The following is a 13905-nucleotide window of genomic DNA, read 5'->3' on the forward strand; positions in this document are numbered from 1 at the left end:
AACGCTACTTGGTAATAGGGGTATGCGTACAACGCATGGCATGCGCGCCATGGCGACGTGCACTGCCACGTCCGTTAGCATGACTGCTTAGAGATGCTATGCGAGAAACCCCGCCATGAAGCCTGAAGACTTGCAAAAACTCACCACCCGCGAGATGCCCTTCGGCAAATACGCAGGCCGGCTGATCGCCGACCTTCCGGGCCCCTACCTTGCCTGGTTCGCCCGGCAGGGTTTTCCCAACGGTGAGATCGGACGGCTGCTCGCCTTGATGCACGAGGTCGATCACAACGGGCTCAATGCCTTGCTCGAGCCGCTGCGTGAGTCATCTCGGGGTGATGAATAGCCGTTGGGAGGAAGGTGGCGCGACGCTATCACGCCTGGGGAAGATTCTCCGGGCCGAAGGAGTCGGGCAGTAACTGCTCCATGGTATAGCGTTTGAGCGGGGCGCCGTCGCCGTCGAGGACGACGATAAAGGTGTCCGGCGTGGCGAATTCACGGATACGCTGGCGGCAGTCGCCGCAGGGGGTGCACAGGTGTTCGCCGGGGCCGATGACGTAGAGCGTGGCGATTTCGCGCTCGCCCTGCGCGATCATCGCGCTGATGGCGCCTGCCTCGGCGCAGAGCCCCTTGTAGTTGGCGCTTTCCACGTTGCAGCCCAGGTAATGCTGGCCGCTTTCGGCAATCAACAAGGCTCCCACCGGATGGCGGGAATAGGGCGCATAAGCGCGCTCGCGCGTCTGTAGCAGCGCCTGGCGTAGCGCATCGGAAAGCGGCGCGAGGGATGTCTCAGTCATGGGTGGTGTCTCTCGCGTCGCGGAGCAGGGCTTCGAGGGTGATCGCCATCATCTCGTGAAAGCCGGTCTGACGGGTGTGCGCATCGAGCGCCTCGCCCTTGAGAATGTGATCGGAGACGGTGCATACGGTCAGCGCGCGGGCACCGAATTCGGCAGCGACGCCGTACAGGCCGGCGGCTTCCATCTCGACGCCGAGCACGCCGTGGCGCTTCATGAGCTCGAATAGCGCGTCGTCGGGCGAATAGAACAGGTCCGCCGAGAACAGATTGCCGACCTTGACGGGGGTGCTGCGTGCGCGGGCAGCGTCGACGGCGTGCCGGGTCAGGTCGAAGTCGGCGATGGCGGCGAAATCGTGGCCTTTGAAACGGGTGCGGTTGACCCCGGAATCGGTACACGCGCCCATCCCGACAACGATGTCGTTGACGGCGACATCGTCACGCACCGCGCCGCAGGAGCCCACGCGTACCAGGCGCTTGACCCCGTACTCGGTGATCAGTTCCTTGGCGTAGATCGAGATCGAGGGGATGCCCATGCCGCTGCCCATCACCGAGATGCGCTGGCCTTGATAGGTGCCGGTGAAGCCGAGCATGTTGCGCACCTGGTTGACGCATTCCACGTCGTCCAGAAAGGTCTCGGCGATGAATTGCGCGCGCAGCGGATCGCCGGGCATGAGTACTGTATCGGCGAAGGCGCCTGCGGGGGCATCGATGTGTGGGGTAGCCATCAGTTTTCTCCCTTGGATGAGATTGGCAATAAAGATTGCCCGTATTCCATTGGGCCGAGTCCAAAATGCGTCGCCAGGCTCTGGCCGATATCGGCGAAGGTCGCCAGACGGCCTTCATCGTCACCCAACGGCCCTGGCGTCAGGCTCGCGCCGCTGGCGAGCACGGGAACTTGCTCGCGGGTATGGTCGGTCCCCGTCCAGGTCGGGTCGTTGCCGTGATCCGCGGTGAGGATGAGCAGATCATCGGGACGCAGCTTGGCGAGCACTTCCGGTAAACGTCGGTCGAAGGCCTCCAGCGCCTCGGCGTAGCCATCCGGATCGCGGCGGTGGCCGTAGAGGGTGTCGAAGTCGACGAAGTTGGTCATCACCAGCGTCTGCTTATTCGCCAGTGAATGCTCGCCGGCCTCATCGATGGCGTTGAGCGTGGCATCGAACAACGCGTCATGGCCGTGTGCCTTGAGCACTTTCGAGACGCCGCAGTGGGCATAGATATCGCCGATCTTGCCCACGCCCAATACCGTGCCGCCGCTGTCGTGCAGCTTTTGGAGCACGGTTGGGGTGGGCGGCTCGATGGCATAGTCGCGGCGATTGCCGGTGCGTTCGAAGGTTTGCGGCGTTTCGCCGACGAAAGGGCGCGCGATGACGCGGCCGATGTTGTAGGGCATCAGCAGCTCGCGGGCGATCTCGCACAGTGCGTACAGGCGGTCAAGACCGAAATGGGTCTCGTGGGCGGCTATCTGGAAGACCGAATCCGCCGAGGTGTAGACGATCGGCTTGCCGCTTGCGATATGTTCCTCGCCCAGCTCCTCGAGGACCGGGATGCCGGACGCGTGGCAGTTGCCCAGCACGCCGGGCAGTTCGGCCCGCTCGATCAGTGCTTCCAAGAGGTCGGGCGGGAAGCTCTGCGTCTTGTCGATGAAGTAGCCCCACTCGAATAGCGCCGGGACACCGGCGATTTCCCAGTGGCCGGAGGGCGTGTCCTTGCCCGAGGAAATCTCGGCCGCCGCCGCGTAGGCGCCGTCGACGTGCTCGGGCGGGGTGACGCCCGCCGCCCACTCGCCGGTGGCGAGATAATGTGCGTGGTAGAGCCCCAGTTTCGCCAGGTTGGGCAGCGCGAGCGGCCGGCCGGCAGCGGCACGATGGCGGGCGATGTGGCCCAGCGTATCCGCGCCGGCATCGCCGAAGGCGGCGGCATCCGGGGCGTTGCCGATGCCGAAGGAGTCGAGTACGAGAAGAATGGCGCGGGTCATGACAGATCCTCCTGTCTCAGGGTAGCGTGGATCGGCAACGCTGGCGCGACGCTACCTTCCTCGCCGAGGGTGAAGGCCGCGCTCAAGTGGCGTGTGACGGCCTCGGCGTCGGCTCGGCTGGCGGCGTGGAGACGCAGCAGCGGTTGCCCGGCGTCGACGCGCTGGCCAAGCGCGGCGATATGCGAGAGGCCGACACGATGGTCGATGGCATCCCCGGCGTTGCGGCGTCCGCCGCCCAGTTCGACTACGCCGAGTCCCAGCGCGCGGGTGTCGATGGCGTTGACGGTGCCGGCCCGAGGGGCGACGACGTCGGTCGTGAAGGGCGCTGGCGCTAAATAGTGCGCGGGGCGTTCGGCCAGGTCGCTCGGGCCGCCGAGGCCATGCACCATGCGCGAGAAGCGCTCCAGCGCCTCGCCGGAGGCAAGGGCCCGATCCAGGCGAGTTTCGGCGTCTTCTGCGTCGCTTGCCAATCCCGACTGGAGCAGCATTTCCGTCGCCAGAGCATGAGTGACCTGATAGAGGCGAGTGCTACACCCGCCCCCCTGCAACAGCCGCAGCGCCTCGTGGACTTCCAGGGCATTGCCGGCGCAGTCGGCGAGCGGTTGGTTCATGTCGGTCAGCAGCACGCTGGTGGGGGTGCCGGCGCCGCTGCCGATGGCGACGATGGCGTCGGCGAGTTCCCGAGAGGCCTCGGCGGTGGGCATGAAGGCGCCGTTGCCGACCTTGACGTCCATCACCAGGGTATCGAGGCCGCAGGCGAGTTTCTTGCCCAAAATCGAGGCCACGATAAGCGGCAGCGACTCCACCGTGGCGGTCACGTCGCGCACGCCATACAAGCGCTTGTCGGCGGGGGCAAGCGTGCCGGTCTGGCCGATGATCGCCACGCCGACGTCTTTCACCAGTTGGCGGAAGCGAGCGTCGCTGGGGGTGACGTCATAGCCGGGAATCGCTTCGAGTTTGTCCAGTGTGCCGCCGGTGTGGCCGAGTCCACGCCCCGAAATCATGGGCACGTGGCCGCCGCAGGCGGCGATCCACGGCCCCAGCACCAACGAGACGAGATCGCCCACGCCGCCGGTGGAATGCTTGTCGAGCACCGGGCCGTCGAGGTAGAGATCGTCCCAGCGCAGGACTTGGCCGGAGTCGCGAGTAGCCTCGGTCAGCGCGATGGCCTCGTCGCGGGTCATGCCGTTGAGCATGACCGCCATGGCGAAGGCGCCGATCTGGGCGTCGCCGATACTGCCGTCGGTGACGCCACGCATGAAGGTGTGGATAGCGTCGGCGTCGAGGACCTCGGCGTCACGCTTACGGCGGATAATGTCTTGAATCAGCATGGCGATGTCCGCGTTTTTATTGTCTGCCGGTGAATGTCGATGTCTGTCGTTGTGTATGGGTGTTGCCGGACAGCCTTCAGTAACCGCTGGGTGCGGCGTCGGTCTCGCCGATGTCCAGGGTGGCGAGCAGGGCATCGAGCAGTCCCGAGGCGCCGAATCGGAAATGCGCGGGGCTGATCCAGTCCTCGCCCATGATCCGCGCGGCCAGCTCGAGATAGGCCTTGGCGTCCTCGGTGGTGCGAATGCCACCGGCGGCCTTGAAGCCGACGTCGCGGCCGCTGTCGCGTATCGTCTCGAGCATGATCTCGGCGGCCTCGAGGGTTGCGTTGACGGCGACCTTGCCGGTGGAGGTCTTGATGAAGTCGGCACCCGCAGTGATCGCGATCTCTGCGGCCTGACGAATCAGGGCGGGGTCCTTGAGTTCGCCGCTCTCGAGGATGACCTTCAAGGTCGCGCCGCCGCAGGCTTCGCGGCAAGCCTCGACGAGCAAGCGGCCGACATCGGGCGCGCCATCGAGCAGAGACCGATAGGGAAAGACCACGTCGACTTCGTCGGCGCCCGCCGCCACGGCGAGGCGTGTCTCGCGCGCCGCGCGTTCGGCGTTAGGGGCGCCGTCGGGGAAATTGGTCACCGTGGCGATGCGCACGCGCTGGGTCAGGCCGAGGGCGTCGAGTTCGCGCTGGGCGTCTTCGATGAAGGCCGGATACAGGCACAGCGCGGCGGGATGGCCGACGGGCGTGTCGGCACGTCGGCATAGCGCCTGGATACGAGCGCTGTCGTCATCATCGTTGAGCGAGGTCAGATCCATCAGGCCGAGCGCCTGACGGGCGATGAGCGTGAGGTCGGTCATGGGCGTGAGTCCCCGAGTGGCAAGCATGCGCTTGGCGCGCGTGCATGGGTCGATGAGTCGGGCGCGCGGACGGCGAATGTGCCGGAAGACGCGCAGGAAGGCGTTGGCATGGTAATGTCCTTGTCTTTATTGTTGGGCTGCCTTTGTTATTTTTCTAACAGAAATTTTGTGGCTAAGCTAACAAAATGTGCCGGAGAGATGCGAAATGAATAGCCGCAGTGCGGCACGCCTTCAATGGCTACAGGATACGTTGCGCGCGGAAGGCATGCTGCCGATCGCTGAGGCCGCCCAGCGCTGCCAGGTCTCGGAGATGACCATACGCCGCGACATTGCCGCCAGCCAGGACACCATCGTCTCGCTAGGCGGACGTTTGTTGTTGGCCGAGAATCCCCAGGTGGCCACCGGATACGATTTCGCCACCCAGCAGGACAGCTTTGCGCAGGCCAAGCAGCGTATGTGCGATGAGGCGGCGCGTATGGTCGAGGCGGATGACACGCTCTTCGTGGATTGCGGCACGACGCTGATTCCGCTGTTCGCCGGGCTCGATCCCGATATGCCGCTGACGGTGGTGACGTACGCGCTCAACGTCGCCAATGCCATCGAGCAAATGGCGCTGCCTCACGTGCGCTTGGTGCTGCTCGGCGGGCTCTATTACCCTGTGTCGCAGTCCTTCGGCGGTGAGGAGCTGGTCACCGCGATCCGCCGCCTGGGCATCAATAAAGCGTTCATTTCCGCCGCCGGCGTACATGCCGATAAAGGCGTGAGCTGCTTTCACTTCCATGAGGTGGTGCCCAAGCAGGTGGCGCTGGAGACCGCTGTGCAGCGCATCCTCGTCGCCGACGAGAGCAAGCTCGACCTGGTGCGCCCGGCGTTTTTCGCCGATCTCGAGACCTTCGATGTGATGCTGACCAGCGGCGCGGCGGGCGAGGCCTTGCGTGACACCCTGGTGGCGCGGCCGGGGCACGCTTGGCCGACGCTCAAGGTGTTGTAAGGGGCGCGTTCGATTGCGTGGCTGGTCATCCTGTTGCGCTGTTACTACGCGCGGCGTGATGGGGCTTATCTGAGTGTCGTGTGTTGTGCAGGCGGTGGCGTGACGAGCGCCTCGAAGGTCTCGACAGGACTTGGGCGTCCATAGTAATAGCCCTGATAATGATGACAGCCGAGCCGTGCGAGGAAATCGCGTTGGGGCAGGGTTTCGACACCTTCGGCCACGGTCTTGAGTTGCAGGCTGTCGGCCAGGGCGATGATGGTCTTGACGATGGCGGCATCGTTGGCCTCGACGAGGACATCGCGCACGAAGGAGACATCGATCTTCAAGGCATTGAACGGCAGGCGCTTCAAATAGGCCAGCGACGAATAGCCGGTGCCGAAGTCATCCAGGGAAAAGCTCACCCCATGGCGTTTGAGCTGCATCATCTTGTCGATGACGCTCTCGACGTTGGCGAGTAGCAGGCTTTCGGTTAGCTCCAGGGTCAGGCGTTCGGGCGGCGCCTGATGGTCGGCGAGCGTGGTCAGCACCTGGGCGACGAAGTCGTGCTGCTGAAACTGGTGCACGCTGACATTGACGGACAGCTGCAAGTCGGCCAACGCCGGATCGGTCGCCCAGCGAGCCAGCCGCGAACAGGCCTTTGCCAGCACCCATTGCCCCATGGGTAGGATCAATCCGGTTGTTTCGGCGAGGGGAATGAATGCGCCCGGGGAGATCATCCCACGTTCGGGATGCTGCCAGCGGATCAACGTCTCGGCTCCGATGATGGTGCCTTCAGCATCGACCTGGGGTTGGTAGTACAAGCGCATCTGCTCGTCCTGGATAGCCTGGCGAAGTTCGGCTTCCATCCATAGGCGATCCTGGAGAGCGTCTTCCATTTCGGGATGGAAAACGTAACTCGTGTTGCCGCCGTCCTGCTTGGCCCGTGAGAGGGCCAGACTGGCGCGCTTGACCAGTTCGTCTGCCACCACGTCGTCGTCGCCGAACCATACCCCGCCTAGGCTGTGCGTCGTGGTGTGCGAATGATCGTCGAGATCGTACACGCCGCCGATAACCTGCCGCACGGTGCTCATGTGGTGCCGCAATTTCGTCATGGCGGCGTCGCGGTCGAATGGCAAACCGGTCACCACCAGGGCGAATTCGTTGCCGCCCAGGCGTGCCAGGTCGTGCTCGTGGCGTGCGAAACGCTTGAGACGACGTGCCACATGACGTAGCAGCATATCGCCGGCGGCATTACCTCGTGAGTCGTTGAGCGCCTTGAAGTTGTCGATATCGAGCATGATCAGCGCACCGCTTTGTTCCCGCGTGTGACACGCGGCTTGCACGGCGCCGAGGCGCGTATAAAGGGTCTGGCGATTGGGCAGGTCGGTCAGGGAGTCGTGATGCGCGAGGCGGTGGATTTTCGCCTCCGCCTCGCGACGCGCGCTCAGGTCCTGAAGGGTGGCTACATAGTGGCACATGGTGGTGTGGCTGCTGTATTCGACGCGACTGACGCTCAAGCGTGCCGGAAAGGCTTGGCCGTTCTTGCGTCGCGCCTTGATCTCGCCTTGCCAGTGCCCGTTGGCGGTGATGTGGTGGCGGATATCGCGATTGACTTGGGCGCTTTCAGGAGAGTGCTCGAGGACTGATAGAGGCTTGCCCTGAATGTCGCTGGAGGTGTAGCCGGTCATGGTCGTGAAGGCCCGGTTGCTGAGTACGATCCGGCCTTGGGCATCGAATAGCAGGAAGGCGTCGTTGATCGCGGCGATGACTTCCATGAGTTGTTCGCGTGACATCGTCGACTGACGCGCGTGGCGCTGCAGACGCCGGTCGATGAAGACGCTCAGCGCGGCGATGAGCAATAACAGTGTGACGACACCGCTGACACTGACGGCGAGCCACGAGGAGGACGTTTCCGGTGTGTGATGTGGCGCGGGCACGGGCAGGTAAAACGTGGCGGACATGGCGATGTAATGCATGCCGCTGATGGCCAGTGCAATGCAGGCGGCGATCCCGAAAAGACGACGATCGAGGTGGATCAGGCGGCGGTGGCGTACGCAGTAGCGATGGGCCAGCATTGCCCCCACACCGAGCGCCAGTGCAACCGCGATCGAGAGAATGAACAGGGTGGCGTCGTAGCGCACGGCGACGGGCATCCGCATGGCTTCCATACCCAGGTAGTGCATGGTGCCGATCCCCGTGCCCAGCACCAGCCCACCAAGGACACAATAGCCCGGTGTCGCCATGGGCCGAACCATGATACGCAGTGCGTAGCCGCTGGCCAGCACGGCAGGGACCAGCGACAGGAGCGTCAGCCCCACATCGTATTGCATGGGCAGCGGTAGGCGCAGGGCTAGCATGCCGGTGAAGTGCATGCTCCACACGCCTAGTCCCATCATGCCGGCGCCGGCGATCAACCAGATGCCGCGGCGCAGACGGTTATCGGCTTCTTGCATGCGCTCGCCGATCGACAATCCGAGCCCGGAAGCGAGCCACGCCACCAGGCACGACAGCACGATCAACCACGGATCCCATTGGCCGTGGATGGCATTGTCGAAAGAAGCTGAAAAGGTCATGCGGTCGGCTTATTCCTCTCGGGCGGTATGTGGCGGTGGCCGGCGCGTACTGGAGCATGATAAGGGACGGGCGCCTCTTGTCGAAATCGCGACGTCCTGCACAGAGTAATGTTATCGGCAGAGCGGCATCGCCACTTGAAATATCACGAGGCGGCGGGCGTTTCGGTGGCACGTTGTCGGTCCCCTAAGGGACTGTGCCCGAAATAGCGTTTGTAATCGCGGCTGAACTGCGAAGCGCTCTGGTAACCCACCTGGGTGGCGGCCTGGGCGACTTGATAGTCCTGCTGAGTGAGCAGCGCGCGCGCTCTGAGCAGGCGCAGGCGCTTGAGGTACTGCATCGGTGCGAGTTGCGTGGTGCGCTTGAAATGATGATGGAAGTGCGAGGCGCTCATGTTGACGCGTTGCGCGAGCGCGTCAACGTTCAGCGTCTGGGTGTAGTGGCTATGCAGGAACGTCAGCGCCTCGGCGATACGCGAGTATTGGCCATGGTAGGCGACCAATTGACGCAAAGAGGCGCCCTGCGAGCCGCGCAGCGCGGTGAACAGGACTTCGCGGATGCGTCCATCGCCCAACGCCGCAGCCTGCTCGGAGTCGTCGAGACAATCGATGAGTCGTGACACGTTGTCTTCCATGTCGGCGTCCATGGAGACGGCGGCCATAGGGGCAGGCATGCGCGTGGAAGTCGTCGATGGCAGGCGCGCCACCAGGTCGCTGAGCATGGTCATGTCGAGGCTTACCGACAAGCCCAGCAAAGGCTTGGTGTCGGACGCGTGGGTTTCGCACTCAAACGGCAGCGGCATGGCCTGAATTAGATAGTGGCCGGCGCCGTAGTGAATGATGCGTTCGCCGAGATAGCCGGTCTTGTTGCCTTGAACGATGATCACCAGGCTGGGCTCGTACATCAGCGGCGTGCGCGGATGACCGCAATGTGAGGCGATGAGCTGTACGCCGGGCAGCCGGGTGGACGTGAAGCCATCTTGAGTGGTCAGTGATGCCAAACGCGCCGCCAAGCGCGTCTCTAAGGGAGGTTCGGTGCTGGTCTCGACGCTGGTCAAGTGAAGGGGCAATGAGTGGGTCATAAGGCAGTTCCTCGGCAATGGCGAACGCCCGTCAGGATAACATCGTGCATGAAAAATGCCGTCTATTCGCTTTTCGAGGTGGAGAGACAGTAGCTCTGGGCAAAAATCACACAGAATCGGGCATGGAGGAAATCGCCGACGGCGCCCACACTAGGCATGTTCGCGACCCAGGTTGGGCGATTCGCCGAGCCGGTACGCGGTTGCACTCACCAGTTATAGGATATTCGCTATGCCACAAGCCACAGGCTATGCAATGCACTCTGCCGAATCGGCACTCGAGCCATATGCTTTCGAGCGTCGCACGCCGCGCCCCGACGACGTCGCCATCGAGATTCTTTACTGCGGTGTCTGCCACAGCGACTTGCACTTCGCGCGCGACGACTGGGGAATGGCGCAGTATCCGATCGTACCGGGCCACGAGATCGTCGGTCGGGTCACATCCGTCGGCAGTGATGTCGCCAACTTCAAGGAAGGCGATGTGGTCGGCGTGGGTTGCATGGTCGATTCCTGCCGTCATTGCCAAGCGTGCAACGATGGAGTGGAGCAGTACTGCGCCGAGGGCTTCACCATGACCTACGGCAGCCCCGACCGCCACGACGGCAGTCTCACCCAGGGCGGCTATTCCGACCGGGTCACGGTCAGCGAGCGTTTCGTGCTGCGCATGCCGGAAGGTATCGATCTCAAGTCCGCAGCGCCGATTCTGTGTGCCGGGGTCACCACCTACTCGCCGCTGCGTCATTATGGCGTCAAACCGGGTGACAAGGTCGGCGTGATCGGCATGGGGGGACTCGGTCACATGGGCGTCAAGCTGGCCAAGGCACTGGGTGCCGAGGTCACCTTGTTCACGCGTTCCGAGAGCAAGGTGGCCGAGGCCAAGTCCAACGGCGCCGATCATGTGGTGGTCTCTTCCGACGAGGAACAGATGGCGGCACTCGCCGAGACCTTCGACTTCATGCTCGATACCGTGCCGAACGAGCATGACCTGAATCCGTACCTGCAGGCCTTGAAGTACGACGGTACGCATATTCTGGTCGGCCAGATGCAACCATTGGAGCCCGGCGTGGCGGGCGCTAACCTGATCTTCCGGCGTCGTGTGCTGGGCGGTTCGCTGATCGGCGGTATTCCTGAGACGCAAGAATTGCTGGATTTCTGCGCCGAGAAGGGCATTACCTGCGATGTCGAGATGATCGATATCCAGAACATCAATGAGGCCTGGGATCGCATGCAGAAAGGCGATGTGCGTTATCGCTTCGTCATCGACATGGCATCGATGAAAGAGGGCTGAATAGCTACGAGCTACGAGCTACGAGCTACGAGCTACGAGCTACGAGCTACGAGCTACGAGCTACGAGCTACGAGCTAAAAACGCCAGCGGCAGTGCCGCTGGCGTTTTTTCGTCTCGGGTAAAGTGCCATCATTTCGCGGTCAAGGGCGATGTCTGACTAGCCCTTCCTGTGCCACTGAGGCGACCAGCCGTCCGGCTCGGTCGTAGACGCTGCCGCGCGCGAATCCGCGTGCTGCGCCGGCCCAGGGGCTTTCCATGTCATACAGTAGCCAGTCGTTGATGGTCACGTCGTCGTGGAACCACAGGGCATGATCGAGACTCGCTATCTGCAGCCGTGGGTCGCCGAAAAAGGTGTCGTGCGAGACGAGGCTGGTGGTCAGCAGGTTGAAGTCAGAGCTGTAGGCAAGCAAATAGCGATGCAGCGAGCCGTCCTCGGGCAATTCGCCAGCGAGTCGGAACCACAGTCGCTTGCGCGGCATATCGGTGGTGGCATCCGGGAAATGCAGGAACTCGATGGGATGGCCGTCGAAGCGCTGCACCTCGGTGCCGGCCTCGATCAGCGATTGGGGTGACTCGAGGTCGGGCATTTCACGTTGATGGCCGAAGCCCGGTTCTTCGCCCTGGAACGAGGCGCTGCAGAAGAAAATGGTCTTGCCGTTCTGGATGGCGCTGACGCGCCGGGTAGTAAAACTCCCGCCGTCGCGTACACGATCGACCTGATACACTACTGGGCGTTTAGCGTCGCCGGGGCGCAGAAAGTAGCCGTGCAACGAGTGGGCACGGCGCGCTGTATCGACTGTACGGGTGGCGGCGGAAAGCGCTTGGCCGAGTACCTGGCCGCCAAACAATTGGGGAAGGCCGAGATCCTGGCTACGACCGCGAAACAGGTCCTCCTCCAGAGGTTCCAGACCCAATAGATCGACGAGGGTGGCGAGTGGTTGTGTCATGCCGGCATCCTTCTGATGGCTCGTTTTCATACGACTGTTCCAATTCTACCAGCATACCGGAGTGCCCCTGTGATGCGCAGCGATACCTTCTACATGCACCGTGCGCTGGATCAAGCGCGCATGGGGTTGGAAGCAGGCGAGGTGCCGGTGGGCGCGGTGGTGGTCGAGCCCAGTGGCGAGATCGTGGGGGCGAGCTTCAATGCTCCGGTCTCGTGTCACGACCCGAGTGGGCATGCCGAGGTGCGCGCCTTGCGCGACGCCGCCGCACATCTGGGCAATTATCGACTGGATAGCTGCACGCTCTTCGTCACCCTGGAGCCTTGCATGATGTGCGCCGGGGCGATCATCCATGCGCGCGTAGCCCGGGTCGTGTACGGCGCTGCCGAACCCAAGAGTGGCATGGTCGAGTCACGGGCCAACCTGTTTGCTCAGCCGTGGTTCAATCACCGTGTTCAGGTGGAAGGCGGGCTGCTGGCCACGCGTGCGACGCAATTGCTGAAAGCCTTTTTCGCCGCACGACGTGACTGATCTAGAGCACTGGCGGAACGGTGTCGAAAGGCGTTCCCTGGAGCATCGAATCGTCGCGTTCGCCGAGCTGGTGAAACTGGCGCCGGCTGCGATCCACGTAGTTCAGAATTTCGTAATAACGCCGAATGTTGCGCACATAAATTACCGGCTCGCCGCCACGCGCGTAGCCATGGTGAACTTTGCTGTACCACTGCCGTTTCTGCAGCAGAGGCAATGCTTTGCGTACGTCTGCCCAGTTGTAAGGATCGCCACCCTGCATCTCAGCGATCTTCTGGGCATCGTAGAGGTGTCCCAGGCCGACGTTGTAGGCGGCAAGTGCCATCCAGGTACGGTCCGGTTCGGTGATCTCTTCTTGCAGGCGCCCCTTCACATGGTCGAGGTAGATGGCGCCACCCTCGATACTCTGTTCGGGGTCGAGTCGGTTGCTCACGCCGACCTCGGCAGCGGTGGCGTTGGTCAGCATCATCAGGCCGCGCACGCCGGTCGGTGAGGTCGCACGGGGTTTCCAGTGCGATTCCTGGTAGCCCAGGGCAGCCAACAGTTTCCAGTCGAAGCCGGAATCGCGCGCGGCTTGCTTGAAAGCGTCTTCATAGCGCGGCAGGCGATTTTGGGCATGCCGGATGAAAAGGCTCGCACCCACGTATTCGAGGTAGTTGTCATGACCGAAGTAGCGTGCGATTAGATCCGCCAGGTCGCCGTGCTCTCGAAGACGCGCGATAAACTGGTTGGCGGCTTGCAGGAGTGCCACGCCGCTGTTTTTGGGGAGCGCCCACACCAGGCTTTGCGGGTCGCCGAGCGGAAAGCCACTCTCGACGTCGGGAAAAAATAGCCGATTGAGCTTGAACTGATGTGCATAGACGACGGCAGCATCGAGTTCGCCTTTCTCGACCATTTCGATGAGGTCAGTGACTTCCAGTTCGTCGGTTTCTTGCCACGTCAACTCGGGGAGAGACGTCTGCAAATCGCGAAGCGCATGGCCGGTTCCCGAGCCACGCAGCGCGGCGATATCCAGCCCCAGGAGGTCTTCCGGTGCCTTGGGAGGGGTGATGCCGTGGTGATAGATGACGATGGGCTGCATCGACATGATCGGGCGCGTGTAATTCACTCCGGGCTCGGCGGGATCGAGCGCCAGGGTCGCGACGCCGAGATCGGCACGGCCATCGCGCACGGCCGTGAGCACGTCGCCGATATTGCCCTGGCTATCGATCGACAAGCTGACGTCCAATGTTTCGGCGAATTGCCGCACCAGCTCGTATTCGAATCCCGTTGGGCCATGGCGACCTTCGTAATAGGTCGACGGCGTATTGCGGGTGAATACTTGAATGAAGTCACGCGAGAAAACCTCCGACAACGCCGCGTCCCGAACAGGGAGCGTGCGGCCGTCAGGAATCAGCAGCGCCAGCAGAGCGACGAGTGCGGTCGCAGCTGGCTGCATGTAGCGTAGGAGAGCATCGAGCATGCCAGTTCGAGTCAGCGATGAGAGGGGCCACCTTAGCGGGCGTTGAGCCTTGTGTCACCTGATACCGATTCCACGCAATGTGCGTGGGTGTGAAGGTGGCTTCGCCCGTGGAGAC

Annotated in this window: 13 protein-coding genes; 4 read left to right on the forward strand and 9 right to left on the reverse strand. The window is 62.9% G+C overall.

The window, feature by feature from the left end; genetic code table 11:
• Positions 1–115: 115 nt before the first annotated feature.
• Positions 116–343 carry a DUF3820 family protein gene (locus L1071_RS01715; protein WP_246967936.1) on the forward strand — a complete coding sequence of 76 codons (228 nt, stop codon included), beginning with the start codon at positions 116–118 and terminating at the stop codon, positions 341–343.
• Positions 344–371: 28 nt separating this feature from the next.
• On the opposite strand, the gene cdd is transcribed toward L1071_RS01715, so the two are convergent.
• The 5 genes from cdd to deoC form a co-directional block, all read right to left on the reverse strand.
• Positions 372–794: a cytidine deaminase gene (cdd, locus tag L1071_RS01720; protein WP_246967939.1), complete on the reverse strand. Its 423-nt coding sequence runs from the start codon at positions 792–794 to the stop codon at positions 372–374.
• Positions 787–1518 (reverse strand): purine-nucleoside phosphorylase, encoded by a 732-nt coding sequence (gene deoD / locus L1071_RS01725; RefSeq protein WP_246967941.1) that lies wholly within the window; start codon positions 1516–1518, stop codon positions 787–789. Before deoD ends, cdd begins: the two co-directional genes overlap by 8 nt.
• Positions 1518–2768 (reverse strand): phosphopentomutase, encoded by a 1251-nt coding sequence (locus tag L1071_RS01730; protein WP_246967943.1) that lies wholly within the window; start codon positions 2766–2768, stop codon positions 1518–1520. The genes deoD and L1071_RS01730 overlap by 1 nt, the downstream gene beginning before the upstream one ends.
• Positions 2765–4099 (reverse strand): thymidine phosphorylase, encoded by a 1335-nt coding sequence (deoA, locus tag L1071_RS01735; RefSeq protein WP_246967945.1) that lies wholly within the window; start codon positions 4097–4099, stop codon positions 2765–2767. Before deoA ends, L1071_RS01730 begins: the two co-directional genes overlap by 4 nt.
• A gap of 76 nt (positions 4100–4175) precedes the next feature.
• On the reverse strand, positions 4176–4949 hold the full coding sequence (deoC, locus tag L1071_RS01740; protein ID WP_246967947.1) for a deoxyribose-phosphate aldolase: 774 nt from the start codon (positions 4947–4949) through the stop codon (positions 4176–4178).
• Positions 4950–5154: 205 nt separating this feature from the next.
• Here deoC and L1071_RS01745 point away from each other — a divergent pair, with 205 nt between their 5' ends.
• On the forward strand, positions 5155–5940 hold the full coding sequence (locus L1071_RS01745; protein ID WP_246967949.1) for a DeoR/GlpR family DNA-binding transcription regulator: 786 nt from the start codon (positions 5155–5157) through the stop codon (positions 5938–5940).
• Between the two features lie 65 nt (positions 5941–6005).
• Here the strand turns inward: L1071_RS01745 and L1071_RS01750 are convergent, their stop codons facing one another.
• Together L1071_RS01750 and L1071_RS01755 are read right to left on the reverse strand one after the other, a co-directional pair.
• Complete coding sequence (locus L1071_RS01750; RefSeq protein WP_246967951.1) at positions 6006–8492, reverse strand: EAL domain-containing protein; 2487 nt, start codon at positions 8490–8492, stop codon at positions 6006–6008.
• Between the two features lie 143 nt (positions 8493–8635).
• A complete protein-coding gene (locus tag L1071_RS01755) occupies positions 8636–9571 on the reverse strand; it encodes an AraC family transcriptional regulator (protein ID WP_246967953.1) in 936 nt (311 codons plus the stop codon).
• A gap of 229 nt (positions 9572–9800) precedes the next feature.
• On the opposite strand from L1071_RS01755, the gene L1071_RS01760 reads away from it, so the two are divergent.
• Positions 9801–10856 (forward strand): NAD(P)-dependent alcohol dehydrogenase, encoded by a 1056-nt coding sequence (locus L1071_RS01760; RefSeq protein WP_246967955.1) that lies wholly within the window; start codon positions 9801–9803, stop codon positions 10854–10856.
• Between the two features lie 140 nt (positions 10857–10996).
• Here L1071_RS01760 and L1071_RS01765 read toward each other — a convergent pair whose 3' ends face one another.
• Positions 10997–11803, reverse strand: a complete 807-nt coding sequence (locus L1071_RS01765) for an acyl-CoA thioesterase (protein ID WP_246967958.1) — start codon at positions 11801–11803, stop codon at positions 10997–10999.
• A gap of 72 nt (positions 11804–11875) precedes the next feature.
• Between L1071_RS01765 and tadA the strand changes: the two genes are divergently transcribed.
• On the forward strand, positions 11876–12331 hold the full coding sequence (gene tadA / locus L1071_RS01770; protein WP_246967961.1) for a tRNA adenosine(34) deaminase TadA: 456 nt from the start codon (positions 11876–11878) through the stop codon (positions 12329–12331).
• A gap of 1 nt (position 12332) precedes the next feature.
• Here tadA and mltF read toward each other — a convergent pair whose 3' ends face one another.
• Positions 12333–13790, reverse strand: coding sequence for a membrane-bound lytic murein transglycosylase MltF (gene mltF, locus L1071_RS01775; RefSeq protein WP_246967964.1), 1458 nt, complete (start codon positions 13788–13790; stop codon positions 12333–12335).
• Positions 13791–13905: the final 115 nt, after the last annotated feature.

Source organism: Chromohalobacter sarecensis (assembly GCF_023061135.1).
Taxonomy (GTDB): Bacteria; Pseudomonadota; Gammaproteobacteria; order Pseudomonadales; family Halomonadaceae; genus Chromohalobacter; species Chromohalobacter sarecensis.